Raw genomic sequence first — 26,493 nt, 5'->3', positions numbered from 1 at the left:
CGCTCTTCCGATCTGTACACAGCTTGCTATACCTTTTTCTTCCTTGGAGTTTACTGTTTTACATGGCTGCTTTTTGCGAATTCAAAACTCTTTTTAAGAATAAATTCCGGGCTCCCGAATATTTTACATTTACCGGCATCTGGATATTTTTTATTCTCCTGAATGTCTCGAAAAACCAGTTGCCTAACTATATTTTTGGTATTATGCCGCTTATTGCCCTGCTCACGGCCAAATGGATTGACATTGCGATGAACCGCGATGCCACCCTGCTGAAAATTTTTAAAATCACCCAAACCGGGATTGTAGTTCTTTCCTGGATAGCCATTCTGGTGATTTCTTTGTATTTGTTCCCAATACCCGGCTTTTATTTTTGGGTGCTGATTGTGGCAGGGATAACGGCTACAGTTGTTATTTTTCTGAAAGCCAAAAGAAATTTCACTAAGTTGCTTCTTCCTTCGGCCATTGCTCTGGTTTCGGTTTTTATTTTGCTGAATATGCATGTTTTCCCTTACATTTTCAGCTTTCAGGCTCCCCCGAAAGCAGCAAGGTATTTTTCTGAAAATGCGGCCCCGGGAGAAAAACTGTACAACTATCATTACGGGCACTATGAACTGTTTTTTTACAGCGAACCTCAGGCCGCTCAAATTCATTCGGAAAAAGAGATGAAAGAAGTGGCGGGAGAGGAAGGAAACTGGATTTTTACTGATGTCAAAGGATTTAACGACATAGAAAAACTGGCTCTTGAGACCGATACTGTTATTGAATACCGGCACCTGTATCTTAACCGCGGCGGGCGGTTTATCAATCCCAAGACACGGGACGAAGTGCTGAAACCGATGTACCTGATTAAATACTAACCCGATGCAAAAAGGCTACCTACGTAAATTTAACTGGGTGATAATTCCCTTACTGTTTTTACTTTATTCGTCGCCCGGTGCTCTCGATTACCTGTTTCATTTTCCCGACGAGAAATATTATACCGATGCTGTGTTGCAAATGATGGACAAGGACGACTACTTTACCCCTTACAAGGCCGATGGGGCACCCCGTTTCCTGAAGCCTATCGTCACCTATTGGGTTTTAATTGGTAGCTACAAGGTGCTTGGAGTCAGTAAATTTTCTTCGCGCCTGCTGTTTTGGCTGGCGGGTGCCCTGCTGGTTATCGTCGTCTTTTTTATGGCCAAATCGCTTACCCAAAACCGGAAACTCGCTTCAACAGCCGCTTTTGTTACGGCGGCCAACCCGCTGGTACTGATGAGCGCCAGCCGGTCCATCCCCGATATTTTACTGGTACTCTTCCTTACCATTAGTGTTTGGGGATTTCTGGAGATAATGCTCCGCGGGAATCCCCCGCCAAAATATTACTGGATGGCTTATCTCGGAGCGGCTTTGGCTTTCGAAACCAAGGGATTGCCGGCTGCTGCGTTTGCAGGAGCCAGTGTGTTATTCCTGCTTTTGAATCCCTGGAAGCGAAAGAAAATCCGTGAAATTATTCACTGGCCGGCCATAATTATTTCGGTTGCGATAGCACTGAGCTGGTTTGTAATCATGTACATCGAACACGGAACCACTTACCTCGAATCTTTTTACACCGACCAGGTCGGTGGGCGGGTTTCGTCAAAAATCGGACAGGTGATTACCAACACACTGCTCGGCATTGTCAACCTCGTTGCTTTTTCGCTACCTTGGATTATTATTGCTTTCTCGAAGCCCCAAAAGCTGAAAGCCTTTATTTCCGGATCCGGTAAAGAGGCAAAAGCTATTTTGGGGTTTATTGCAACATGGGTGGTTTTAGTTATCATAATGTCGGGGGCAGTGTTTAAATTCTACGACCGCTACCTTTTGCCGGTGATTCCGTTGGTTGCACTGTTTTTTGCATGGATAGCAACCCAGGCCGAAACCCGGTTTCAAAAACCGGTTTTGAAGATTTTTCTGACGTTGACGCTGGTTACATTTGTAATAAACTTATTGTATGCTGTTTTTATTTTTCCCGACATAACGCTGGTAGCCGGCACAGCGATAAGTGCCGTTTTTATCGCGCTGTATTTCGCGGGAGGTTTTAAAAACAGCCCTGCCGAAATTGTGTTAGCCAACGGAATCCTGTTGCTTTATTTCAATGTTTTAGTGCTGTTATACCCTATTTTAATGCCCAACCCGGGCGAGCAGATGGTTGATGCCCTGAATGCCGAAGGGGTTGCCAACGACCAGAAAGTGTATGTTTACGGGAACATCCGTACGGCATCGAATATCCGGATTCACTGCCACCACGAATTTGATGTAGTGAGTATGGACACGGTGTACACGTTGCCGGCCGAACCCCGCCATTTTTTGGTTTTTACCGAAAAAGAACAAAAGTACCTGGATTTAAAATCATACGAAATTTTTAATTATTCGCAAGGATGGAGCCGGGTGCCGGCTGAAAAATTTCCGGAACTTTTAAAAGACGCTGTCATAAAACTTAAAGAGAGCAGAACAAAGTACTTTATTGCCAAACCTAAATCGAACAAAAATGATCAATAATTTAAAAATTAACAGCAATATCATCATTGGGTATTTTATTGGTTTTTTTCTGGTGCTGACATATTTTTTTGGGCTAATCGCACCTATTACCAGCGATGCAGGGAAATATGCAGCTATCAGCCGCATAATTTATGAAACAGGCGATTGGATAAACCTGAAAATTCATTTTGAACCGTACCTTCAAAAACCACCTTTGATTTTCTGGATTACAGCCCCGTTCTATTTTATTTTCGGACCGGTCGGTTTTGCGTTCAAGCTGCCGGTATTACTTTATTCCGGTATTGCTGTGTATTCGACCTATCGGTTTGCCAACCTTTTTTACAGCAAAAAGACAGCAAAAGTTGCCGCTTTAATGCTCGCTACTTCCGAATTCTATTTTCTGTTCCATAACGATATTCATACCGACTGCATTTTAACGGCAAATGTCATTTTCTCGGTGTGGCAGCTTGCTGAGTATTTTAAATCGAAAAAACTGGCGAATATGCTTTTGGCCGGGCTGGGCATCGGTCTCGGTCTCATCTCCAAAGGTCCTATCGGGGTTTTTGTGCCGGTTACTGCTGCACTTTCACACCTGGTATATCAAAAACAGCTAAGGTATCTTTTTAGTTATAAAGTAGTGCTGGGGGTTTTTGTTTCGTTGTTGGTACTTGCGGCCGGTCTTTCCGGTATTTTTAACCAGTTTGGCTGGGATGGGCTGAAGTTCTTTTTCTGGGATAACAACGCAGGCCGGATTACCGGAAAGATTAAAGGGGGCAATACAGATTACCTGTTTTATTTTCATACCACACTCTATATTTTCCTCCCTTGGGCATTTCTGTTTTTTATAGGGTTTTTTATGGAATTTAAAACCTTATTCAAATCGAAAACCCCGGAATTTTTCAGCCTGGGCGGAATAGTTTTTTACTGGATAATTGTTTCCCTCGCAAAAGCCAAGGCACCCCATTATTTAATGGTACTTTCTCCTTTTATGACTGTTTTGTCGGCAAAATGGCTGTTGTTTTTTTTCGAAAATAAAACTTCGCAGGGGATGCAAAAAACGATTGGTGGAATACAACTTTTCGTATCTGTAGTTTTATGGCTCCTGATTTTTGCACTTTGTATTTACTTCTTTCCTTCCAAAAACGTATTTTTCTGGTTGGGGATTGCGGGGCTGTTGTTTTTGTTTTTTCTTTCAAATAAAGAGAACAAACTCAATCGTATTCTACTAAAAAGTGTCATTTCCATTGTGGCACTAAATTTCGCAATAAATGCCCACCTTTTTCCACAAATTTTCACCTATCATTCAGTTATTCCGGCTTGCGAAGTTTTTAACGAAAAGGCCGGCGAAGGAGAAATGCTGAACACCTACAAATCGGAACACCGGGAATTGTTCTTTTATGCAAAGAAACCGGGTTATTTTCTTTATGGTTCGGAAGAGCTGGCGAAATGCCTGACGCGAAAAAATGACTGGATTTTTACAAACGATGAGGGATTGAAAGAGATTAAACAATCAACTGCCAAAATAAAGTTGGTCCAATCGTTTAAACACCGAAGCCTTTCGAAGCTGACACCGGGATTTATAAATCCAGCAACAAGGGCACAGCGGTTGACAAACATGCACCTTGTAAAAATTATTGAGCCTGCCGGGGAATAACCAGCCGAAATTAGTTCACATATCTGTAAAATTCAACATGGGAAAGAACAGGTCGGAACGGGCCATTTTGCAGTCCTAAGAAAAAGTGTTGCTTCCCATTTATGGAACCGGGAAAGCTAAAACGGATGTTTTTTTACGAAGCCGTCTCCCCGGGGGTTAATTTTCAGGTTTTCAAATCAACCTCGCTTGCCAGTTCCCATCTTTTTTCGCCCCGCACAAACAGTTGAAAATGAGCCTGAAGTTGAGTATTTTTCTCAAGCTCAACAACCCTGGAGTAAGGATTGTGAAAAGTTATTTCAGGAACTTTTAATGTCTTGTTTTCAAGCACAAAAGGCCGGTATCGGCGGCTATTTCCAACATGTTGTACGAGTTGAAATCAGGAATATCACGTAAATACCAATTTTTTATATTCCCTTTAATATGCCGTACATTATCTTTCATGAGGGTGCTGTCCATCGATACAAACAATACATTTTTCCCTGAATTTTATCTTTTGTCGGGTGTGAAAGTATAAATTTCTTTTCTGTGTTCCGAATCGTTTTGGGTTTCGTTGTTTTAAGAAAAATAAGTTGCTTTATTACAATTTAGATGATAAATACTAAAACTATCAACTTTTATCTATTTATTTATATATAAATATGACATATTTATTTTATTCAGGCATGAATATTAAATATTTGTTAATAGAATTGTTTCGGTGTATCAAAAATAGGGGTTAAATTAAAAATATACTCATTTTTGACTTCGAAGCATTAAAATAATGGAGGGTATATATTGAAAAATTGCACAAAAATATTATTTACCGATTAAAAAAAGGGGGTAAAACAAAATTTATCATTTTTTATTAAAAGAGAAAACCACAAAAAACGAAGTGAAAGAAATTAAAAAAAACACAGTTTAACTTAAAAACGAGCATTATGAAAAAGACCTTGATTTTTACAGCAAGTGTATTAGTGTTGGTGGCTTTTATTCCGGATGCAAAAGCACAGGAATGGAGTACAAGTCTCGACATTTACAGCAGCTATGTTTGGCGCGGGACAAAGTTTGGTTCGGGGCCCGCTTTTCAGCCAGGTATTGAATTTAGCACCGGCGGATTTGCAATAGGTGCATGGGGTTCGTACAACGCATCGACCAACGAAGCAGCCGAAGCAGATCTTTACGTTGGCTACGGGATCGGTTTGGGTGACAATGCTTCGCTGGATTTAACAGTGACTGATTACTACTTCCCCGGCGACATGTGGCTGGAAGGCACATCGCACTACATCGAACCAATGGTAAGCCTGGGCTTAGGCAGCTTCTCACTTACCGGCGCTTATATGATGAACGATGGCGAAGGTGACATTTACCTTGAAGCAGGCCTTTCTGCCGGCGCAGTTGATATAACACTCGGAGGCGGCGATGGAGCCTACACTGTTGACGGTGATTTTAATGTGTGCAACATCGGAATCAGCACATCGAAAGAAATTAAAATTACCGATTCTTTTTCGCTGCCGGTTTCAGGAGCAGCCATTCTCAACCCTTCCTCCGAGCAATTTCACATTGTAGCAGGAATCACACTTTAACCTTAAAACAAAATACTATGAAAAAAATTGAAGCAATTATTCGCAAAACAAAATTTGACGAGGTAAACGAAGCCCTTCATGATGCCGGAATTGAATTCTATTCATTTTGGGACGTGAGAGGTGTCGGCCAGGCCCGCGAAGGGCGTGTGTACCGCGGAATTGTTTATGACACCAGCACCATTGAGCGCATCAAACTCTCGATTATAGTACGTGATAAAAATGTAGAAAAAACGGTAAATGCGATTCTTGAATCTTCCCGGACCGGTGAAATAGGCGATGGCAAAATTTTCATTATTCCCATCGAAGAGTCTTATCGCATACGCACCGGCGAAACGGGCGACGAATCGCTCTACATTAAAGGAAAAGAAGAGTAATAACCACACAAAAAGAAATTATCATGGAAGAACTTTCGATTTCAATTAACAATATATGGGTTTTGGTTGCCACATTTTTGGTCATGTTCATGCAAGCCGGTTTTGCAATGGTGGAGGCTGGCTTCACCCGCTCAAAAAACACTGCTAACATTCTCACCAAAAACCTGGTGGATTTCTCGGTTGGGGCTATTTTGTTCTGGATTATCGGATACACAATTATGTATGGTGAATCAATTGCAGGTTTCATAGGAACTCCGTCGCTTTTCATCAACGATAACGGCATTGGCGATTATGCCAACAAAACCGACCTGATGTTTCAGACCGTATTTGCGGCAACAGCGGCTACAATTGTTTCAGGAGCAGTTGCCGAGCGGACAAAATTCAATGCCTACATTATTTTTACAATTGTAATTACTGTTTTTATCTACCCTATTTCGGGACACTGGAAATGGGGCGGCGGCTGGCTCGATCAGCTTGGGTTTCTCGATTTTGCTGGCTCCACAATCGTTCACTCAGTAGGCGCGTGGGTTGGACTGGCTGGTGCTATCATGCTTGGCCCCCGTCATGGAAAATATGTAAAAGGGAAAGCAAAAGCAATTCCCGGGCACAACCTTGTATTTGGGGCACTCGGCGTTTTTATCCTTTGGTTTGGCTGGTTTGGCTTTAATCCCGGCTCGCAACTTGGTGCTGCCGGAGCCGAAAATACACTTGCCATTGCCCACATAGCATTAACGACCAACCTGGCAGCAGCCGGAGGAGCAATGGCAGCTCTCTTTACCTCGTGGATGCGCTACAAACGACCGGCTTTGTCTCTTGCACTTAACGGTGCGCTCGCAGGTTTGGTGGCGATAACTGCGGGTTGCGATATTGTTAGTCCGGGAGGAGCACTTATTATTGGAATCATTGCCGGAATTATCCTCGTTTTCAGCGTTGAACTGTTCGACCAGGTATTTAAAGTTGATGACCCGGTGGGTGCAATTTCGGTGCATGGCGTAAACGGCGCTTTCGGAACCATTGCCGTTGGGCTTTTTGCCACCGAGGGCGGACTGTTTTACGGAGGCGGGGCCGATTTGCTGCTTTCGCAATTAATAGGTGTGGCAGCAGTTTTCGCCTGGGCATTCGGAACGGGATTAATCCTTTTCAAAATAATTAAATCAACAATTGGATTGCGCGTTTCAAGGCGCATAGAAGAAGAAGGACTCGATGTTTACGAACATGGAGAAAATGCCTACAATTAACTTCGCCTCCTTCTGAATTTTAGTCTGTAGCTGTCTGTAAAGGGTCCGTTTGTAGGCGCGGATCCTTTCTTTAAAAATTCAGAAAAGAACAAACCCAGAGAAAGGTTTTTACGTTTGTTTAGTTTACTTCAGAACCGGACTGCAAAAAAGCAGCCGGTTTTTTTGTTGAAAAGTTATTCGGAATTAATTCAGGGCTGCAATTGATTTACTATCCGGAATGTTAATTTTGCAGACCTAAAATTTAATGAATATGCAAACCTGGTTCGAATGTAAAGTAAAATACACAAAAGTTACCGAAAGTGGTAAAGAACAAACTGTTACCGAAAATTTTCTGTTGGATGCCGTGTCGTTTACCGATGCCGAAACACGTATTACAAGGCAAATGCAGGAAATGGCAAGAGGAGAGTTCTCGGTTACTGACATCAAAAAATCGCGCATTGGGGAAGTGTTTCCCTACGACACGGGCGAATGGTGGTTTAAAGCAACCATCAACCTGGTTACTGTTGACGAAGAAGCCGGGAAAGAGAAAAAAATGCGCACTTACTATCTAATAATGGCCGACGACATTAAACAAGCCCTGGAACGGCTCGACGGAAGCCTCTCGTACCTGGTAATTCCTTACGTAGTTTCCGCCCTTGCCGTCAGCACCATCGTAGATGTTTTCCCGTACAATCCGTCAGAGTCGGCTGTGCCTGAAGGCTACACTCCGGTTTCTGATGAATAAACAATTAAAAAATTTCGGCTCACTTTAATTTTCAAACATCACTTTTCAAATCAACTTCTCTTTTGGGTTAATATTGAAAAGGAGATAACCGTTTTTTGGTAACCAACGGCTTTATTTTGTATTTTAGTGGAAGAACAAGAAAAATCCACAATATGAGTAAGAATACAAAAAACAAATTAAAGCCAGGAAAAAAAGACCGGAAAGAGCTGATTCAATATATCAATCTTCAACTGGCAGCAATTGACCAGCCCCTGTATTGCGACGATGCAGACTCGGGAACCCGGCTTGCCAATGCCCGGTTTATTTCTTTAACTGAAAGTTTAATCAGCAGTTTCCGCGAAAAATCGAGACTGCTTTCGGACCACCTTTCGCCTGTCGATACGCGCATTCAAAATTATATTAACGACTATTTAAAAGATGTTGAATGCGACAAACCCTACCGGTTGCCCGGGTCAACATTCGTTCTCAACCAGCCGGGAATGGCACGCGAGGTAAGTCTCCCGCCCAACGGGAATTCTTTTAAAAACGAACTGGTCAGCTCGTACCGGGTCAAGCAGGGAATTTTAAACAACCCGGCGGCCGACAAGCGCACCACCAAAGGAACTTTTCACATTGTTGAAGGTGGACTCCCGGTGGCACCCGACAAGAAAGAAGTGCCCAAAATTGCTTTCGCCCACATGCTTCACAGTGCACTTAATCCCCCCGAAGAACTTACGGTTCTGCCATTTACAGCCAATCAAAAAGAGAAAGCCAAAACCATGGTTTCTTTGTTGCTTCGCCCGGTAGTTTGCCCCGAAGTAAAAGGCTGGATGAGCGAGAAAAGCATGGAAATCCGTTTTTTTGCGCCGGGAAGCCTGGTGAGTAATCTCGATTTTGTTGAAACCATTTTCGGAAATGCAGGCGACCACAACCTTGCAGTTAATGACGCAGCGCTGGATATTGAACACTGGACAGGACATACCGGCTGTATAGTACTGGCCCCGCAACTGACAAAACTTAAAAAGAAAGATGTTGGGCTGCCACATTTCGATGATGCTACCGAAAGGCAGCGCAAAGACGGCATGTGCTGGAAAGATGAAAATGAACTTTATAACGATGGGAGCGCATTTAAAGTTACCTGCCGCGACGAGCGTGGTGTGGTAGTTACACTAATTGCAGACAACTACTACGGCTATTCAAAAAAAGAAATAAAAACCCAAATTGGCTACTCTGCCAATTTGTATGGCCTGGCCGAAGAAGAACACGCGGGCGGTGCCATTGCTTTTTCGCGCGGAAATATGGGCGACAATATTTACGGTGAGTCATTTTCCGGGAAATTCGACAACAACTACTCTTTTGAAGAAGTGAAAAAGCTGCTCGACGGGAAAATTGATGTCATGCCCGAAAATTATGCCATCGACAAAAAATACCCCGATATTATTTACATTCACGAAAATGCTGATATTGAAATTGAAAAAGGAACGGTTTCGTGGATGCATAACGGGGAAGAGCAAAGTTTAAAACTTTCGCCCTACAAAACCTATGTTCACCCAACCGGCCATAAGTTCAAGCTGGTAAAGCATCCTGAACAACAACTGTGGAGAATTATCGACACCGCACCCGAAGGTATTTTCTGCCATAAGCCAAGTACGGTTTCCGGTGGCGGGAAATCGGAGATTTCAAAGTCGATGCAAAATGCCATTAAATATGGCCCGTTCTACATTCAGGACCTGGATAAAGATTATGAAATGGTTGATAAACTGATCAACTACGATTACTCCAACCGCTGGAAAAATATACATCCCAATGCCAAATCGCGGCCATTTTTAAGTCCGCACCGCACATTGGGATCAGCAGTAAAATTGCTAACTCCTTCCGATCTGTATAACGAGGAGTATAACAATTTCCTGGAAAGCATCCCTGTTCATATCAGAACACTCGCACTATACATTAAGAGGATGTACCGCACACATCAGGACAAAGGCCCGTGGAAAGACTTTTTAAATGTTGAAATTGTAAACGGACGCGACGGAAACGCACTCCGCTACAAGCACAACAAAATTATGGCCAGTTATGTGCGTATTGGGTTTAATCCGGAAGGAAAATGGTATTTGCACAAATTACGTTCTGATTTCATCCCGAGCCAAAAAATTCAGACTGAAGATGACATCACAGCTTCAATAACGGTTCCGGCAAACCAGCTTAACAATTTAAATCCGGAGTACACCAACAAAAGTGTAAAACTGACCACAAATTGCGAAAGCTACCTTTTCCAGCGGCCCGACGAGGCAATAATCAGAGGGTACGACAAGGAGGCAGAAGCCGATATTGTTGAAAAAAATACATTCCTCACCAACTATGAGCCATTAACCCGCGAAGATGCCAGGAACCTGTACGAAAATGCCATTCATTTTGATGAATATACCCAACCGGTAAAGGATTTAATCATTAAAGTAATGGACAGCCCAAAAGGCGGCTATTTTGTGGCACCATCGCACACCCGGGTGGTTAACGGCGTACCTACCAATAATCCCAGGTATTTGCAACGCAACAGGTTTAAAAACGAGAACCAGGATTCGTATCTTGCCGAAACCGGTGCCCGGCTGTTTCGCAAAGTGGCGCCCGACCAACCTGTACATTTCCCGGTTAACGCGGTTTTGCCCGGACGAAAAAACAATCCGGCCGACAAAGCAAAAGGAATTCGTTCGTTAAGTGTTTATAATCCTATTCATTACCAGGAAATACCTGAGCTGTTCATGGATTTTATTTGCAGCCTTACCGGCAAATCGCCCTCCACAACAGGAGCAGGCTCTGAAGGTGCACTCACCAAAGGGCCCTTTAATATGCTGGTGCCTACAAGCGACTTAAACAACGCATTGCTTTCTTACATCCTGTCAGAATACCAGGGATTTACTTCAGCTGCGGGATATGTAGGCCAGGAAAACAGGTTCGATCATGACATCAGTATCCTCATCCCTGAAATATGGGCACGACTTGAACCCGAAGACAGGGATGCCCGGAAACTCATTCAAAACAAATGCCTCGACAAGCTGGAAGATTTTGAATATGAAGGAGAGAAAATACTTGCCAGCCGGTTAGGTTACCGCATTAACCAGAATTTTGCTTTCCGCTGCATGAACCGGCTCTTTGATGAGCCACTGGCCGTATTCAACGAAAATATGTTAAAACCGGAACTTCAGGATATGGAAGTTTATGTTGACGGCATTAAAAATATTGTTGAAGCCCAGCAAAAGGTAGCTTTGCAATACTTTGAAGACGGCAGCGTTGAAGCAGCTATTCCTCCGCTGAAAATACTGCTTCACGTTATGGCATACGGGCACTACAATGGTAAAGACCTGAGCGACAAGGAGATTCGGAAAGAATTCGACAGAGATCACGTGCTTGAAACCGAATGGTACAAAGAAAGGCTGAAATTGAAACAGCAAAAAGAAGCTGCATTCCTGAAGAATCAACTTCAATATTTGAAAGACTTCAAACAAAATCCGGCCAACAAGTCGCTGGTTGATAAGATGCAGATTAATTCACGTATCGAAAAAGCAATGCACAAGTTAGCTTATGTGGAATCGGAAAAATATATTGCCGACCTTAAGGGTACAATTGGTGCCGATCCGCTGTTCACAAAAAAGAAATGATAAAAAAACGGTCGGTTGAAAAATCAGCCGGCCGTTTTACAAAGCTAACTATTAGGTAGTTTACAAGTTTACAAGTACTTTATAAAAATTAAACTTATCCCGCTTTTCGGGATCGAATTGATAATAGGCAATTGCAATACGGCATATATCCTGAATTGTCTGGTATATTTCGGCTACCTCTTTTTGTCCGTAAGTTCCTATCTCGTTTTCACTTTCAAGCCGTTGGAAACAGTCTTTGTAATCGTTAATCTGGGTGGCTGCCTTCAGTATTTTTTCAAAAAGTGAATCGGGCGAACCTCTTTTTACAATTTTTTTACGGGTATTTTCATCAAGGTTTTTGGCAAAGGTGGTTAAAAATTTAAACAGACTCAGGTGATCGCCATTTTTGGCATCACTGAAATAATCAGAGTAACCAAGTTTTTTAAAAGTATCTTTCTGAAACTGTTTATCGTCTTTGAAATCGACCTTAATTGAAGCACGCAAAATTTTAAGGCTTTGCAGTCCCGCAACCAATACTTCATGCCAATCGCGATATTTTTTTTCGTAAATACTATCGAGGTTTTCTTTGTAGTATTTTTCAATGGTATCTTCAATCCACACATTTAAAGAGGTCGCAAATTCATGATCCCATTCACTACGAATGCGCGATAATTCATAAATATTTTCTTTAAATGATTTGGCGATTTTCTGGCAGGCTAAAATTGTTGCAGTGCTGGTAAGACAAGAAGTTTCAGTTTCCATTGTATCGGTTTTTTTAGTTTACAATATGTACAAATCTACCAACTTATACGCAAAAACCCCGATGTGTGTCGCAAAATATTGAATGTTTTACAGTTATGTTATGAAACTATGTTACAAAACAATGTTCTGGAAAACGTTTTAAGAAAAATACAAAGAAATCATTTTCCAACAGACTCTGAAAAAGCAAGATAGACCTAAAAACCATTGGTGTCCCATGAAAATTTAATCACAACCTCACATCGGTTGGGGAAACAATGGTAACGAGAGGAAGTTGTTAAATCCTATTCTTCCTTTCTCGTTTGTGGTAAAATTATATTCAGCATAATTCCCACCAGCGCTGCCAAACCTATCCCGGCCAGCGAAAATGTTCCGTATTTGAATAATGGCACCACCAATTCCAACCGTTAAAACCACCGAAACAATAACCTGGTTGCGTGTTTCAGCCATGTTGGTTTTCGATTCAACCAGCGATTTAATCCCGATGGATGCAATCATACCGAACAACAGCAACTTAATTCCGCGCATTTTTACCAATACTGAAACCAAACCGTAAACCAACCCCACTGCAATTATCCCCGAAAGAGTCCCGGCCCAGCCATACAACTTTGTGGCCTCGATTAATGGCGCAATAAAAGCGAAGCTGCTGCCCAAAAATACCGGTATCCGCCCGCGGGTAATCAAATGAAATATCAACGTGCCAATGCCGGCCGTAAAAAGGGCTACCGAAGGGTCGATACCCACAAGCTAAGGCACAAGACATTAGTGCTGTTAAGCAGAAAGTTACTGCCGGAAACATTGAAAAATTTCACGTAAAAAAAATCCGCTTCAAAAAATTGAAACGGATTTTTTCAGAAATGTATTCTTGTTCTACATCAAATATCAGCGGGAAGATCATTTAACAATTCAGCAGGAAGTTCATCAATGGGTTTTATTTTGACCGATTTAACAAAAAGTTCGGCACCTTCGGACTGCAACTGTATTTTACCACTCGTTAGCGGCTTAACAGTTCCATCCTCCTCAACAGTTCCCGTGTTGATATTCCTCATGACAATTTCTCCGTTCACCACGTGTACTGCTGTGTTGCCTACGGTATATAAATCAACGATATTCCATTCGCCCAGCGGCTTTTCGGCATCCACCCTCTTCTGGATTCCCTGTCCGTTGTGCTCGATGCTGAATTTTTTTACTTCCCCGTTTTCTGAATAACGGAATCCATTTTCCACTTCTTCTACTGAAGTTTCGCAGTAGGTATTGTTCATCAGGTAAGTATCGCCCAGACGGCCGTGCATCAGCTGGCACTCTATGTTGGTCATCCAGGTTCCGAAGGCAGCACCAAAATCCCCAAAACTGTGGTAAAGTAATCCGCTGTTTCGGGTGGCATGTACTTCGTCGCCCCATTTAAAAACGAGCTGCAGGTGGTAATTTGCAAAGGTGTCGCGTGTAGCCAGCGAACCGTTAATTTCACCCGAAATCCGGATCAGCTTTTCGCCGTTTTCCTCAACTACCGAGAACACATTTTCAACAGTAGCTGCTTGGGCCAGGCTGTCTTGCCCGTCAAGCGCCGAGCCAAGATATTTGTCCCAGTTATCAAGGTTTTCGCCGTTAAAAAGGGGTTGCCAGGGCTCTTCGGTCTGGCACGAAGAGAACCAAACCAGGGATGCAGTTAGAAAGTAGAATAAATATTTTTTCATAAATATAGTTGTAATTGGTTTAAAAAAGGAATATAAAAAAACTGCCCTGCTTAATAAGGACAGCTTTAAAAATATGATTAACTTCCAATTAAACAGCTTCTTTTTCGGCTAGTTGCTTAGCCCGCTCAAGAATTTTTGTATCGTCGAGAAGAACAATGCCTCCGTTTGGACCGGGTTCCATGTGTATTCCAACAGCCTTACCACTGGTATAGTTTGCTCCTCCAAAATAATTCCTGACGGTTTCTTCGGTAAGGTCAAATTCCTGAGCCATTTTTTTGATAGAACCGTCAGGTAAGCTGTCTTTAATTTTACGCAGCTCGTTAAATGTGATTTTACGCTCCATAATGCTAAAATTTTATTTTGTTGTTTACTCCTATTATTAAAAAAAAACGTCTGAACCTGTAAAATTAAAATTAATAATTAAATAATACATAGTTCAGCGTTAAGTTATTTAGCGTTTTTCAACCGCTATATTTTTACGTTTTCGTACAGCAAAAAGTTTGCAATTGCAAAATCCTGAAATTGAGCAAAAAGAGACTATCTGACTATGGTTCAAGAAGAAACCAACTGAATGTTAATTAACCTTTTTTAAGAATTGGGGTTCAATTCTTTTTCAGGCAATCGTAAATTGCCTGGTGCATTGCGGGACGAATGTTCAGGTTGAAAAGCCCCGCGTTATTCCGGGTTGGATGTACCCTGTTCGACATGAACAGAAAGAGCAGTCCGTTATCGGGGTCGGCCCAGGCAAATGTGCCGGTGTAGCCACTGTGCCCAAAACTGTTTTTACTGGCATCAACTGCCGGATAGGCATTTTTCAGCCTTTTTTTATGGTTGTCAATGTATGGTTTATCAAATCCCAATCCACGCCGGTTATCATTTTCGGGATACTGAATCCGGGTAAACTCATTAACGGTTTCTTCAGAAATAAAACGTTTGCCCCCGTAATATCCTTTTTGCAGATACATTTGAAAAATTTTGGCCAAATCGATGGTGGTGCCAAACAGACCTGCATTCCCCGAAACGCCCCCCATCATGGCTGCGCCTTCGTCGTGCACAAAACCGCGTAATTTTTCATTCCTGAAAAAATCGTCATTCTCGGTGGGTACAATACGTTTTAATGGAAATTGAAGGTAAGGGTTGTAAGTAACCGTGTAGGCTCCCAGTGGGTCAAAAAAATTATTTTTCAGGTAGGTTTCGTAGGGTTCTCCCGTAAGGTTTGAAATCATGTCCGGGAAAAGGTAAAAGCTCAAACCCGAATAAACATATCGTTTCCGGGGCAACAGTTTTGAGTTTCGGATAGTATCAAACATCGTTTTCCTGAAATTCCTGTTCATATACAGATGCTCTGAAACCCGCACATCAAATTCTTCAGTTGGGTGCGATTTAAAAACTTCTCCGCTCAGGTTTCCATCTTCGTCGAGAGCCATTTGCCAGTAAGAAATCCATGACGCCAACCGTGCCTGGTGCGCTAAAACCTCCCGAAAGGTAAGCCCTTCTTTGTTTGTCCCGTTAAAATCGGGCCAGTAGTGGCTTAAAGGTTCATCCAAATCAATTTTCCCCTCATCTGCCAGTTTCATTATCGGGGGCAAAGGCCCGGTAACTTTAGTTATCGAAGCCCAGTCATAAATATTCGAAGGTTCTACTTTCTGTTCTTTTTCGTAAGTATGAAAACCATAACATTCATGAAAAATCACATTCCCGTCTTTGGCAATTAATACCTGGCATCCCGGATAGGCCTGCGAATCAATTCCCAGCTGCGCTATTGAATCAATTTTACGGCGAAGAAGAGCTGAATTAATTCCCACTTCTTCCGGTATAGAAAAAGCCAGCGATTTGTTTTTTTTCAACGAAATCCCGTCATTCAGCTCAAACCGGTTATCAACGGTTACAGGCAAACGCCCGGTGGCATCAAAGGCACCAAAAACAAGCTGTGCGGCCAGTTGCTGTGTTAACAGATTATTCTGATAAGCTAAAATTAAGCCGCCGGACTGATGAATATTTTCAAAATGTTTCAAAGCGTAGGCATTGCCAAAGAAAACCGTAATTGTTTTATTTTCCCTGACAAGTTCAGCAACTGCATTTCGCTGTACCTGGGTGGTGCCATAAGCCCCTGACGGAAAAATATTTATGCCCTGGATTCCGGCAATAATCAAATCGTAATTACCCAGTTCGCTGCGAAGGCTGGCCAGTTCCCTTTCCGAATCACTCTTGCTGAGTGTAAAATGATCTGCCTTCACGTATTTGTCCACCATTTTCTGAAAGGGTGATTTTGTAGTGGCTCCAATCATTACAGTGGCAATTTTTTGATTTCCCAAATCCTGTACAGGCAATCTGTCATTATTTACCAGCACAGTTAGCGCCCCCTTTATTAACTTGCGGTTGGTAACCTCGTAATAAGGTGAATTTAATCGTGAAGTAAGCCCGTCAGTATTTACCGGACTGGAAATGTGCAACCCGGCCCATCGTTTCAGGGCCAAAACACGGCGGCATTTGAGGTTTATATCATCCAGTAGAATTTCGCCGCTTGCAACCGCCTGCTTAACAGATAGAACGGCCTTCTCAATATCGGGAACAAACTCAACCATATCGTTACCCGCCTTCAGTGCTTCCAGCTCGGCATCTCCCTTTCCGGTTTGAACCCCTTTCATGTTTATGGCATCGGTAACCACGAAGCCGGAATAGCCAATTTCTTCGCGTAAATAACCGTTAACTATTTTTTCTGAAAGCGAAGAAGGTGTTCCTGAATCGTCGAGGGCAGGCACATCAAGATGGGCTGTCATTATTCCTGAGATTCCTCTTTCGGTAAGGTACCTGAAAGGGAAACTTTCAATTTCATCGATACGTGCTTTCGGATGTTCAATTACGGGCAATTCCTTGTGCGAATCGGTGTGTGTATCGCCGTGCCCCGGAAAATGTTTGGCCACCGGAACAACACCGGCTTCCTGCATTCCACCGGCCACATACCAGGCTTTTTGGGAAACATCAATTTTATCTTCACCAAACGACCGGAAATTAATTACCGGATTTTGAGGATTAGTGCTAACATCGGCAACTGGCGCAAAATTCATGTGAGTCCCCATTTCTTTCATCTGGTAGCCAATGTCGCGCCCCATCTGTTTGATAAATGTTGAATCCTGAACAGCTCCCAATGCCTGGGCATACGGGTATTTCACTGTACTGTCGATGCGCATGGAAAGCCCCCATTCTCCATCTACTGCCACCAGCAAAGGAACTGTTGCTTTTTCCTGAAATTTATTTATCCAGCGTGCTGTTTTTACCGGGTCTCCCTGCATAATTAAAATCCCCCCGGGCTGATTTTTGCTTATCAGCTGTTCCATTTGCACCCTGGCCGCTTCATCCTGCCGTGGATAGACAGTAACCATCATTAGTTGGGCAATTTTTTCATCCAGCGTCATTGCTTCCAGTTTTTCATTTACCCAATGGTCATTAACCAGTTGCAAAAACGGAGGGTCAGCTGCATTTGTTAAGTGAATACCTGTAAAAAATACGATGAAAAGAAGTATTATCCTGGTTCTCATTCTATTTCGTCTGAATTAGTAAAACTATATTAAAATGCATTTTCATTCATCAAAAATAAAAAACTGTCAATCAAACCATTAAGGTCAACCAGCCAATTAAATTTTCCGAATGAAGCAAGCATCAAAAATATCCTAAATTAAAAAAATAACCAATTCATTCCGCTGCTTTTTAAAAATCTCATTTTACTTCCTACTTTTGTAGCCATGAAACGGGTAGTTGTTGGACTTTCAGGTGGCGTTGACTCAAGTGTTGCTGCGTATTTGCTCAAACAGCAAGGCTACGATTTAACTGCACTGTTTATGGTAAACTGGCACGAACGTGTGGGCGCTGTTACAAGTGCCTGCACCTGGGAAGAAGATGCCCTGATTGCTAAAATGGTCGCCAAAAAACTGGAAATCCCGTTTCACATTGTGGATTTAAGCAAAGACTACAAAAAACGGGTGGTGGATTACATGTTTGCTGAATACCAGGCAGGCCGCACCCCCAACCCCGACATACTTTGCAACCGCGAAATTAAATTCGATACATTTCTAAAAGAAGCCCTGAAATTTGATGCCGATTATGTGGCTACCGGACATTATTGCCGAAAAGATTCAACCGAGGTTCACGGCAAAACCATTTATCGGCTCTTGGCAGGGACAGACACCAACAAAGATCAGAGTTATTTTCTCTGCCAGCTCAACCAGGAGCAGCTGTCAAAATCGTTGTTCCCCATTGGGCACCTTACCAAACCAGAAGTAAGGAAAATTGCCCGGGAGCAAAACCTCCCCACCGCCGGCCGTAAAGATTCGCAGGGCATTTGTTTTGTTGGGAAAGTGGATTTACCAACTTTCCTGCAACAGCAGCTAAAACCCAAAACCGGCAATGTTATTGAAGTGCCGGCAAAATTCATAGAGAAGAAAAAACAGGTTGAAATTTCGGAAGAAAACTACCGCAAAATTTGTTTTCCTTTTCCCTACAAACCCTGGAATGGCAAAGTAATTGGCGAACACCAGGGAGCTCATTTCTATACCATCGGGCAGCGAAAAGGGCTGAATATCGGGGGACATCAGGAACCACTTTTTGTGCTTGGTACCGATGTGCAGCGAAACATTGTTTACGTGGGTGAAGGGAAAGAGCACCCCGGACTGTTCCGCCCGGGACTTTTTGTTGAAGCGGATGATATCCACTGGATTCGCCCGGGTTTTAACATGAAGCCCGGCGATAAAAAAGATTTCGATATCCGCATTCGTTACCGGCAGCCGCTCGAAAAAGGTACCATTCACATGAAAGAGGAAGGTGCCTACATTCTTTTTGAAAAAGAACAGCGAGGCATTACTTCAGGTCAGTTTGCAGCCTGGTACCTGAACGATGAATTAATTGGCTCAGGAGTTATAAAATAAAGGTATTCGGAATGAACGAAAGCTGTTTGGAAAGAAAACTTCCGTCTTCCGTCTTCCATCTTCCCACTTTGTATTAAATTCGCACAAAATTTGGAAACTATGATAAAATCGATGACCGGATTTGGCAGGGTCGAATTCGAGGTAAACAATAAAAAAATTACCCTTGAAATTAAATCGCTTAACAGCAAACAGATTGACATAAACACACGTGTCCCTTCGCTCTACCGCGAGAAAGAGATTGAAATCCGGAAAGAACTCTCGGAAGAACTGGTACGCGGAAAAATCGACCTGACCATTTACCTGGAAAATCATGGCGAGGAATCGAACTCAAAAATTAACGAGCCCATTCTGAAAAGCTATTTCGGGCATCTCAAAAAAATTAACGACGACCTTAAATTATTAACCGACAACACAACATTGCATGCAGCACTCAGGCTGCCCGATGTGGTTAAAACCGAATACGAAACACTCGATGAAGAAGAGTGGCAGGTAATTCTCGAAAATATTCGCGAAGCCATACAACAAATAAATGAATTCCGCCTTCAGGAAGGCAAAGCCTTGGAAACCGATATCTCGGAAAACGTAAATTCCATTAGCGAACTACTGCAAAAAATTGGTCCGTTTGAAACGCAGCGCATTGAAACAGTTAAAAGCAGGTTAAACGAGAGCCTCGGCAAATCGAACATGAACGAAAATGTGGATAAAAACCGGTTTGAACAGGAACTGATTTATTACCTCGACAAGATGGACATGAACGAAGAAAAAGTGCGGTTGGAAAATCATTGCAGCTATTTTTTGGAAACCCTGAACCAGAATTCGCAATCATCGAACGGCAAAAAATTGGCTTTTATCTCGCAGGAAATGGGCCGCGAAATCAACACCATTGGCTCCAAAGCTTACGAAAGCAACATCCAGCGGGTGGTGGTGGAAATGAAAGATCACCTGGAGCGGATTAAAGAACAATTACTGAATGTGCTTTGAAATATGAAAGGCAAACTCATCATATTTTCAGCGCCGTCGGGTGCCGGCAAAACAACCATTGTTAAACACCTGCTCCAACAAGATTTCGACTTAAATTTTTCGGTTTCGGCCACCAGCCGCGAACCGAGAAAAGGCGAAACGCACGGGAAAGATTACTATTTTATTCCTGAAAATGAATTCAAAAAGAAAATAGAAAACAATGAATTCCTGGAATGGGAAGAAGTGTACACCGGTATTTTTTACGGAACCCTGAAAAGTGAAGTGGAACGGATAAGAAATTCCGGTAAAAATGTGATTTTCGATGTGGACGTGGTCGGCGGACTGAATATTAAGAAATATTACGGCAACGAAGCACTGGCAGTGTTTGTGCAGCCCCCCTCGGTGGAGGAACTGAAAAAACGGCTCAGAAACCGCTCTACTGAATCGGAGGAAAAAATTAAAATGCGTGTTGCCAAGGCCGAAAAAGAGCTGGAATTTGCTAATCAATTCGATGTCGTTATTGTGAATAAAGAACTACCAAAAGCTTTAAATAAGGCAGAAAAAGTGGTTTACGAATTTCTTTCAGGGAACAGGTGAAAAGAATATTAATTAAAAACTGTTCGTTGGCAACGAAAACTTTTAAGCACATTTGTTCGTTGAAAACGATAAATCTTTTTTTATGAAACAACCACTATCCAAATCGTACCCCACAAAAAAAACCGGCTTGTATTTCGGGTCGTTTAATCCGGTGCATATTGGCCACCTCGCTATTGCCAACTACATGGTGGAGTTTACGGGTTTGGATGAATTCTGGTTTGTGGTTACCCCCCAAAACCCGCACAAAACAAAAATAAATCTTTTAAACGACTACGACCGGCTATACCTGGTAAATCTGGCCGTGGAAAATGACGACCGGCTGCAGGTTGCCGACATCGAATTTTTTCTGCCAAAGCCCAGTTATACAGTGGACACGCTGGCTTACCTGAAGGACCGTAATCCAAACCGGGATTTTAAAATTCTGATGGGGTCAGATAACCTCAAAAACTTTCATAAATGGAAAAACCACGAAACTATTGTGGAAAATTATGGCATGGTTATTTACCCGCGACCGGGTTTCGACAAATCAAAAGCAATGCAGCATAAAAATATTGTGATTGCAGACAACGCCCCGCAGATGGAAATTTCTTCATCCTTCATTCGTAAAGCCATTAAAGAAGGAAAGGATGTGCGCCATTTTTTGCCACCCAAAGTTTGGGAGTATATTGAGAAGAAGGGGTTTTACAGATAAAGTCAAATCAGCCCTTTTCTCTGTTTTTCTTGTCAACAATAGAATAAATTTAATAAATTTAATAAATGAGAAAAGAACTAGGCAAACTATTATTAGATTTTGCAAAAATTATTTTTGGAACAGCATTTTTAGGTGCAATCTTAACAGATTCCATAAACAAAGTTTTGCTTGGGATAGTTAATTTTAGTGTAATTGTAATATTTTCTGTATTGGGATTATATCTTATAAAAAAAAGTTAATTATGGAAGCTGTATTGATTTTACTGGGAGGAATGGTTTTATTTGCAGTAATTGCAACAATTTACGTAATGAAAAAGGAGAAACGATCTTCTCATTCATAAAAAAGAAATCAAAACTCTTTACCAATTCAAATTATTCATTTGATATTCTAATCAAACTACATTGTTTTTGTCATATCCTCATCCACACAAATGGTAAAATCTGCTTTGCCTGAATTTTCTTCATAATTATTGTTTATTGTTGCGATGTAAACAAAAACGAAATCAATCAGTTTAAACGAAAAATGATTTAGTTTAAATATATCAAAAAAAACTGCAAATGGTAAAATCAGGAATATTTTACAGCACGGTTATCGACCCGGTACTTAGCGGAATGAAAAGTGTAGCCCGTAAAATAATCATAATTGATTATGCCTTTCCGCTGCCTAAAAATATTACAGGCACCGGCAGCCGGCTTGCCGAATTTTTTGCAGGACGGGAGCACCACCGGAATTTCAAAAAATATAACCGACTGGGCGGACTGCCGGGAATTCTTCCAAAAAATAAACTCACAATTGAAAAAGAAATATTTTTTGCCCGGGGAGCATTTCAGATGGTAACTTGCCCGGTTTCATCTGAATAAAATTTAATTTCGTTGTATAAAACCTGAATGAAAACAACACTGCAAAACCAGCTTTTCGCCATATTTGCAGTATGAAAACCGCACGAATCATTTTTCTTTTCCCGCTCGCTTTTTTGCGGCTGATTTTAATTTTACTCATTTCGGGTTACGTGGTAATTGTTGGCTCGTTTTGGCTCAAACTGAAAGGATTCAGCATGCCACTGCAAAACTGGGCGATGCGCACCTGGGGAAAAAGCATCCTGTTTGTTTGCGGAATAAAAGTTGACAAAAACGAGCTTCCGGAAAATTCACATTTTATCCTCATGCCCAACCACCGCAGTTACATCGATATTTTTATTGTGGCAGCATTTACCCCCGCAGCATTTGTAGCAAAAGCCGAATTGAAAAACTGGCCGTTTCTGAAAACCGGTGCAAAAATTACCAATGCCATTTTTGTTTCCCGGGCTGAACTGAAAAGTTTAGTGGCCACAATGAAAAAAATCAAAAAATCGGTGAGCAACAACATACCGGTGGCGCTTTTCCCCGAAGGTACTACTTCGAAAGGGCCACTTACAAAACCTTTTAAAAACGGCAGTTTTAAAATTGCTGCCGATACCGGAATCCGGGTAATTCCCATGGCTATTGATTACGAAGATGAAAACGATGCCTGGGTGGACGACGATCCCTTTATCGGGCATTTTTTCCGGCAAATGAGCAAACCGGTTACAAAAGTTTTCGTAAAGTATGGAGCACCGCTGCAAAATGACGATTACAAAACGCTTCAAAACGAAACAAAAGAAAGTATCCATTCAATGCTTGAAGATTTGGTTGCCAGTTCACCATTTTAATTAATTTCAGTTTTTTCCAACCAGCCCGAGCCGCTGATGATTCGCTTTAAATATTCCAACCCCGAATTCTGCAGCGAATACGAACGGGCACGGACAGTTGCGGAGCAATGAAGGAGGCAGTTAATAAATGTGGCTAAAGCCTGGTTGAATTGATATTGATTTCAACCGTCAGCTAAAGCAGGCTGTGTGAAAATCTGAAAAGTAAAAAAATCTTTTGCTCCGGGTTTTAACCCGGTGATTTCATGAAGAATGGAAGTCGGCTTTAGCCATTAATTTTCAGGGATTTAACGGCTAAAGCCGTAGGTCGGTTTTGAATTTCTCATCCACCGGGCTAAAGCCACGGTGTAAAATTTTGTATTTTCACACAGCCTTTTTAATGAACGGATTGATGAAACCGGCTATAGGCAGGGGTTTTCCCGAATGGATTTCTACGGAAAACCCCAATAGTGAAACATTTATCTCGGTGCATAACACATTTTACTCCGCGATTCAAACATTTAACCTGGGAAGTAAAACATCGAAGACGGCAAATGAAACATTGAACATGGCAACCGACACATTGAAATCCGCGACTGACGCATTGACAGCCGGACGTAAAACATTGAACTCCGCAGCTCAAACATTGACCCCTGAATGCAAAACAAAGAACATCCAGCCAGCAGGTTACGTGCCCGCATTTAAAAGTAACCCAGTACTACTGGTCCAGCGGCATCGTCCAACTATATTTTATCCATCATTTTTCTTTTAAAATAAACTTATATTCGCTATAATTTTTAATTTCAGTACTTTGTTGTATTTTGCATGAACGATGGATAAAATACTATTACGTTATGCGGCATATTAAAAAAGACAAACTAACGAATTCTCAAATATGAAAAAACTAATTTTTATTGCATTTATTCTTTTCATCGCATTTTCATGTGAGAAAGAAGATTTTGGAGATGAAAATAAAACTCCACAAGAAACTAATCTAAAAAGTAAAACCATTAAAACATATCCTTATAAATACGGAGATGTTTATGGTGTTCCAATTATTGAAAAAAGTTGGGAATATGACTCAAACGGACTTTTAACGAAATACATTTTTAATCAAGACAATGGAAATTATTTTAACAGAGACAAAGAAGAATATTATTATGATGAAAATAATTTATTGATAGAAAGAAAAGAATACAGTTTCAGCTCATTAGATTATCGTTACACCTATGAATACAACGAAAAAAAGCAATGTACTAAAATGGTGCAACATGGTGAATATTCAAGTCAATCATACCTCTACGAGTATGACAATAATGGGTTCCTCAAAAAAGAAACATGGAGATTTGATGACAGTGGAAACATAGGAAGAATAAAAACATTTTATAAAAATCAAATGGGACTTGACACTTTGGTAATCTATGATTACTCATCATCTGGAGTTTCCGAATATCGTTACAAATATGATTCAAAATGGAATATATTATCATGCGACATTTACAAGGTGGAAGACGCTGAAAATCATAATGAATACACAAATACCTATGAATATGACGAAAAAGGAAGAATAAAAAGAAAAACAACCGTTTGGGAGTATGTTATAAATTTTAATGGATATTATTATTCATACGACTACACATACTTGGACAACGATTCAATTGAAAGTATTGATATTGACAATGCAATAAATACTGACTACCTACTTGAAGATTGGAGAATTGAAAAATATGAATACGAATATTATTAAATGCTAAAATTCAATAAAATAAAGAAAAATACGACCGCATAACATTGTAAAATTGCATTGCGGGGTTCGTCGTGTGTCGTACGCTGGATTCTCGCAACATCGTTCCGTCCTATCGGACAGGAACGAACTCCGAAATCCGCAACGACAACTTACAAGTGACCGTTACCGCCAAGTTTATTAAACGAACTACAACCAATGAAACATGAGTGAAATTGAAAAAATAATTACTGATTTACTACCTGATAAACACAGACAAAGAAACTATCTTGAGATTCTTTGCGAAATTATTTGTTATGCGGATTCCTTTGGCTCTGAAAAATGGGGATTAAGTATAAAAAGTGACGGAATAAGAATTAAAATCGGAAACCTGATTACGACAACGATTCACGAAAATTCAATTTGGCTTGCTCTGGACAAGGAATTAATTGAAAACAATACTGCCGAGATTAACAGTTTGTTAAAATCTGACTGGGATTCTGGAGAATGGGCAGAATATACAGCAGTAAAAACTCGGAATTATTTTTATCGCGACAATTCAAAAGAAAAATGGGAAAAGATTAAACATCTTCATTTTGGAACGATTGAAAAAGCTTCTAAAAAATATTTTCAGCTAAGAACAGATAGTCAAAAAGACACTTCTTTTGAACTGCTTGAATATTTAGAAAAAAATATTTCGAGTGATTTGCCTTTCCCCGAATATAAGGAACCTAAAATTTCAGGTGATACTACATTTAATAACACAGGTTATTGGATTTTCTTTTGTAACCCGAAATATTGGCAAATAGACGAGTTTCTTGAAACCGACGAAATAAATTCAACATGGAGAGTAACTGATTGGCAAGGTGAACATTTCAAAAAAGGACAGTTTGCAGTTATCCGAGTTGGAAAAGATTCAAGAACAAAAGAAGAATTAGCAGGAAAAGAAAGATTACAAGCAGGTATTTATGGGATTGTTGAGATTATGAGTCAAGCACAACCAATGCCTGATTCTGATGGTCAATTTTGGTTAACACCTGAGAAATATGGTGAAGAGCGTTTAAGAGTAAAAATTCGTTATGTAAAAAAGCTACTCGATAATCCGATACTTTTAAGCGATTTACAAAACCTGACTGATTTTCAAAATGAGAAACCCTTGTTAAATGGTCGTCAAGCTTCTTCGTGGTCGTTAGAGAAAGATACATTTGATAAAATTATTGAGCTTGCAGAAAGTAATATTGAAATTGTATGTGAAGCAACAACCACAGAATTGAATGACTATGTAGACCTACAGAAACTTGAAGCAAAATATTTCAATGCAACGCCAAGAGTAAAAGAAATAGTCAGCAGAAGAATTGAACGTGGTGATATTTCTAAAGCAGTAAAGAAAGAGAATAACTATGAATGTCAGATTTGTAAAGCTTTAGGATTAAATCCACATGGATTCAAAAAAAGAAATGGAGAATTGTATGTTGAAACCCATCATATAATTCCAGTATCTGAATTGGAACAAGGTTCTCTTGGAACTTTAAACTTGCTGACAGTTTGTGCAAATCACCACAGACAATTGCATTATGGAGATGTAAAACTAATTGAAAACAATGACAAATATTTCGAATTTACGATTGATAACCAGCAGATTCGGATTAATAAAATTAAAAATGAATAAAAACCAGGCGGTAATAAATAGGACTCTGAGCGGTCTGTAAGACCCAGGATGAGTCGGTGTTGAACTACAACCCGGCCCATTTTGCAGGATTTTTTTTCTATGTACTTAACGACGATTTCAGATGTTGTTGTTGTTGAATTTCAGCGGATTATG

General features: G+C 41.0%; 24 protein-coding genes. 18 read left to right on the top strand and 6 right to left on the bottom strand.

What is annotated here, in order from left to right:
• The 3 genes from ACTCNA_RS11720 to ACTCNA_RS11710 form a co-directional block, all read left to right on the top strand.
• A partial coding sequence (locus ACTCNA_RS11720; RefSeq protein ID WP_462948104.1) for a hypothetical protein occupies positions 1–857 on the top strand: 857 nt, incomplete at its 5' end.
• Positions 858–861: 4 nt separating this feature from the next.
• Positions 862–2,520, top strand: coding sequence for an ArnT family glycosyltransferase (locus ACTCNA_RS11715; RefSeq protein WP_462948103.1), 1,659 nt, complete (start codon positions 862–864; stop codon positions 2,518–2,520).
• Positions 2,510–4,153, top strand: a complete 1,644-nt coding sequence (locus ACTCNA_RS11710) for an ArnT family glycosyltransferase (protein ID WP_462948102.1) — start codon at positions 2,510–2,512, stop codon at positions 4,151–4,153. The genes ACTCNA_RS11715 and ACTCNA_RS11710 overlap by 11 nt, the downstream gene beginning before the upstream one ends.
• Positions 4,154–4,316: 163 nt before the next feature.
• On the opposite strand, the gene ACTCNA_RS11705 is transcribed toward ACTCNA_RS11710, so the two are convergent.
• Complete coding sequence (locus ACTCNA_RS11705) at positions 4,317–4,481, bottom strand: hypothetical protein (protein WP_462948101.1); 165 nt, start codon at positions 4,479–4,481, stop codon at positions 4,317–4,319.
• Between the two features lie 589 nt (positions 4,482–5,070).
• On the opposite strand from ACTCNA_RS11705, the gene ACTCNA_RS11700 reads away from it, so the two are divergent.
• From ACTCNA_RS11700 to ACTCNA_RS11680, 5 genes are all read left to right on the top strand, one after another.
• Positions 5,071–5,715: a TorF family putative porin gene (locus ACTCNA_RS11700; RefSeq protein ID WP_462948100.1), complete on the top strand. Its 645-nt coding sequence runs from the start codon at positions 5,071–5,073 to the stop codon at positions 5,713–5,715.
• A 17-nt stretch (positions 5,716–5,732) separates the two neighbouring features.
• Positions 5,733–6,089 carry a P-II family nitrogen regulator gene (locus ACTCNA_RS11695; protein WP_073170371.1) on the top strand — a complete coding sequence of 119 codons (357 nt, stop codon included), beginning with the start codon at positions 5,733–5,735 and terminating at the stop codon, positions 6,087–6,089.
• A 23-nt stretch (positions 6,090–6,112) separates the two neighbouring features.
• Positions 6,113–7,327, top strand: coding sequence for an ammonium transporter (locus ACTCNA_RS11690; RefSeq protein ID WP_462948099.1), 1,215 nt, complete (start codon positions 6,113–6,115; stop codon positions 7,325–7,327).
• 250 nt (positions 7,328–7,577) lie between these two features.
• Entirely contained in the window at positions 7,578–8,051 is a 474-nt protein-coding gene (locus ACTCNA_RS11685; RefSeq protein ID WP_462948098.1) for a DUF4494 domain-containing protein, read from the top strand.
• Positions 8,052–8,203: 152 nt separating this feature from the next.
• Complete coding sequence (locus ACTCNA_RS11680; protein WP_462948097.1) at positions 8,204–11,683, top strand: hypothetical protein; 3,480 nt, start codon at positions 8,204–8,206, stop codon at positions 11,681–11,683.
• Positions 11,684–11,743: 60 nt separating this feature from the next.
• Here the strand turns inward: ACTCNA_RS11680 and ACTCNA_RS11675 are convergent, their stop codons facing one another.
• From ACTCNA_RS11675 to ACTCNA_RS11655, 5 genes are all read right to left on the bottom strand, one after another.
• A complete protein-coding gene (locus ACTCNA_RS11675) occupies positions 11,744–12,424 on the bottom strand; it encodes a hypothetical protein (protein WP_462948096.1) in 681 nt (226 codons plus the stop codon).
• Between the two features lie 234 nt (positions 12,425–12,658).
• Positions 12,659–13,165, bottom strand: coding sequence for a solute carrier family 23 protein (locus ACTCNA_RS11670; RefSeq protein WP_462948095.1), 507 nt, complete (start codon positions 13,163–13,165; stop codon positions 12,659–12,661).
• A 131-nt stretch (positions 13,166–13,296) separates the two neighbouring features.
• Positions 13,297–14,115, bottom strand: coding sequence for a 3-keto-disaccharide hydrolase (locus ACTCNA_RS11665; RefSeq protein ID WP_462948094.1), 819 nt, complete (start codon positions 14,113–14,115; stop codon positions 13,297–13,299).
• Positions 14,116–14,203: 88 nt separating this feature from the next.
• Complete coding sequence (locus tag ACTCNA_RS11660) at positions 14,204–14,458, bottom strand: DNA-binding protein (RefSeq protein WP_073170354.1); 255 nt, start codon at positions 14,456–14,458, stop codon at positions 14,204–14,206.
• A gap of 259 nt (positions 14,459–14,717) precedes the next feature.
• The gene (locus ACTCNA_RS11655) at positions 14,718–17,654 is read right to left on the bottom strand and encodes a glycoside hydrolase family 3 N-terminal domain-containing protein (protein ID WP_462948093.1); all 2,937 of its coding nucleotides are present in this window, start codon (positions 17,652–17,654) and stop codon (positions 14,718–14,720) included.
• A 204-nt stretch (positions 17,655–17,858) separates the two neighbouring features.
• Here ACTCNA_RS11655 and mnmA point away from each other — a divergent pair, with 204 nt between their 5' ends.
• From mnmA to ACTCNA_RS11605, 10 genes are all read left to right on the top strand, one after another.
• The gene (gene mnmA / locus ACTCNA_RS11650) at positions 17,859–19,037 is read left to right on the top strand and encodes a tRNA 2-thiouridine(34) synthase MnmA (protein WP_462948092.1); all 1,179 of its coding nucleotides are present in this window, start codon (positions 17,859–17,861) and stop codon (positions 19,035–19,037) included.
• 99 nt (positions 19,038–19,136) lie between these two features.
• Positions 19,137–20,018: a YicC/YloC family endoribonuclease gene (locus tag ACTCNA_RS11645; RefSeq protein ID WP_462948091.1), complete on the top strand. Its 882-nt coding sequence runs from the start codon at positions 19,137–19,139 to the stop codon at positions 20,016–20,018.
• 3 nt (positions 20,019–20,021) lie between these two features.
• On the top strand, positions 20,022–20,594 hold the full coding sequence (gmk, locus tag ACTCNA_RS11640; RefSeq protein WP_462948090.1) for a guanylate kinase: 573 nt from the start codon (positions 20,022–20,024) through the stop codon (positions 20,592–20,594).
• 82 nt (positions 20,595–20,676) lie between these two features.
• Positions 20,677–21,285 (top strand): nicotinate (nicotinamide) nucleotide adenylyltransferase, encoded by a 609-nt coding sequence (nadD, locus tag ACTCNA_RS11635; RefSeq protein ID WP_462948089.1) that lies wholly within the window; start codon positions 20,677–20,679, stop codon positions 21,283–21,285.
• 65 nt (positions 21,286–21,350) lie between these two features.
• A complete protein-coding gene (locus tag ACTCNA_RS11630) occupies positions 21,351–21,524 on the top strand; it encodes a DUF6722 family protein (protein ID WP_462948088.1) in 174 nt (57 codons plus the stop codon).
• A 318-nt stretch (positions 21,525–21,842) separates the two neighbouring features.
• Positions 21,843–22,145, top strand: a complete 303-nt coding sequence (locus ACTCNA_RS11625; protein ID WP_462948087.1) for a hypothetical protein — start codon at positions 21,843–21,845, stop codon at positions 22,143–22,145.
• Between the two features lie 71 nt (positions 22,146–22,216).
• Positions 22,217–22,972 carry a lysophospholipid acyltransferase family protein gene (locus ACTCNA_RS11620; RefSeq protein ID WP_462948086.1) on the top strand — a complete coding sequence of 252 codons (756 nt, stop codon included), beginning with the start codon at positions 22,217–22,219 and terminating at the stop codon, positions 22,970–22,972.
• Between the two features lie 388 nt (positions 22,973–23,360).
• Positions 23,361–23,720 carry a hypothetical protein gene (locus ACTCNA_RS11615; RefSeq protein ID WP_462948085.1) on the top strand — a complete coding sequence of 120 codons (360 nt, stop codon included), beginning with the start codon at positions 23,361–23,363 and terminating at the stop codon, positions 23,718–23,720.
• Between the two features lie 123 nt (positions 23,721–23,843).
• A complete protein-coding gene (locus ACTCNA_RS11610) occupies positions 23,844–24,695 on the top strand; it encodes a hypothetical protein (RefSeq protein WP_462948084.1) in 852 nt (283 codons plus the stop codon).
• A 202-nt stretch (positions 24,696–24,897) separates the two neighbouring features.
• Positions 24,898–26,340 carry an EVE domain-containing protein gene (locus tag ACTCNA_RS11605; protein WP_462948083.1) on the top strand — a complete coding sequence of 481 codons (1,443 nt, stop codon included), beginning with the start codon at positions 24,898–24,900 and terminating at the stop codon, positions 26,338–26,340.
• Positions 26,341–26,493: the final 153 nt, after the last annotated feature.

It is taken from the genome of Tangfeifania sp. (assembly GCF_055108615.1).
This window is presented reverse-complemented; position numbering and strand designations above follow the sequence as displayed.

Bases quoted from the DNA above. Each gene is read 5' to 3' on its own strand.
- ACTCNA_RS11700 (WP_462948100.1), top strand. From the start codon at position 5,071: ATGAAAAAGACCTTGATTTTTACAGCAAGTGTATTAGTGTTGGTGGCT.
- ACTCNA_RS11665 (WP_462948094.1), bottom strand. From the start codon at position 14,115: ATGAAAAAATATTTATTCTACTTTCTAACTGCATCCCTGGTTTGGTTC.
- mnmA (WP_462948092.1), top strand. From the start codon at position 17,859: ATGAAACGGGTAGTTGTTGGACTTTCAGGTGGCGTTGACTCAAGTGTT.
- gmk (WP_462948090.1), top strand. From the start codon at position 20,022: ATGAAAGGCAAACTCATCATATTTTCAGCGCCGTCGGGTGCCGGCAAA.
- ACTCNA_RS11645 (WP_462948091.1), top strand. From the start codon at position 19,137: ATGATAAAATCGATGACCGGATTTGGCAGGGTCGAATTCGAGGTAAAC.
- ACTCNA_RS11625 (WP_462948087.1), top strand. From the start codon at position 21,843: ATGGTAAAATCAGGAATATTTTACAGCACGGTTATCGACCCGGTACTT.
- ACTCNA_RS11605 (WP_462948083.1), top strand. From the start codon at position 24,898: ATGAGTGAAATTGAAAAAATAATTACTGATTTACTACCTGATAAACAC.
- ACTCNA_RS11655 (WP_462948093.1), bottom strand. From the start codon at position 17,654: ATGAGAACCAGGATAATACTTCTTTTCATCGTATTTTTTACAGGTATT.
- ACTCNA_RS11710 (WP_462948102.1), top strand. From the start codon at position 2,510: ATGATCAATAATTTAAAAATTAACAGCAATATCATCATTGGGTATTTT.
- ACTCNA_RS11610 (WP_462948084.1), top strand. From the start codon at position 23,844: ATGAAAAAACTAATTTTTATTGCATTTATTCTTTTCATCGCATTTTCA.
- ACTCNA_RS11620 (WP_462948086.1), top strand. From the start codon at position 22,217: ATGAAAACCGCACGAATCATTTTTCTTTTCCCGCTCGCTTTTTTGCGG.
- ACTCNA_RS11690 (WP_462948099.1), top strand. From the start codon at position 6,113: ATGGAAGAACTTTCGATTTCAATTAACAATATATGGGTTTTGGTTGCC.
- ACTCNA_RS11630 (WP_462948088.1), top strand. From the start codon at position 21,351: ATGAGAAAAGAACTAGGCAAACTATTATTAGATTTTGCAAAAATTATT.
- ACTCNA_RS11675 (WP_462948096.1), bottom strand. From the start codon at position 12,424: ATGGAAACTGAAACTTCTTGTCTTACCAGCACTGCAACAATTTTAGCC.
- ACTCNA_RS11685 (WP_462948098.1), top strand. From the start codon at position 7,578: ATGCAAACCTGGTTCGAATGTAAAGTAAAATACACAAAAGTTACCGAA.
- ACTCNA_RS11695 (WP_073170371.1), top strand. From the start codon at position 5,733: ATGAAAAAAATTGAAGCAATTATTCGCAAAACAAAATTTGACGAGGTA.
- ACTCNA_RS11680 (WP_462948097.1), top strand. From the start codon at position 8,204: ATGAGTAAGAATACAAAAAACAAATTAAAGCCAGGAAAAAAAGACCGG.
- ACTCNA_RS11715 (WP_462948103.1), top strand. From the start codon at position 862: ATGCAAAAAGGCTACCTACGTAAATTTAACTGGGTGATAATTCCCTTA.
- ACTCNA_RS11615 (WP_462948085.1), top strand. From the start codon at position 23,361: ATGAAACCGGCTATAGGCAGGGGTTTTCCCGAATGGATTTCTACGGAA.
- ACTCNA_RS11660 (WP_073170354.1), bottom strand. From the start codon at position 14,458: ATGGAGCGTAAAATCACATTTAACGAGCTGCGTAAAATTAAAGACAGC.
- nadD (WP_462948089.1), top strand. From the start codon at position 20,677: ATGAAACAACCACTATCCAAATCGTACCCCACAAAAAAAACCGGCTTG.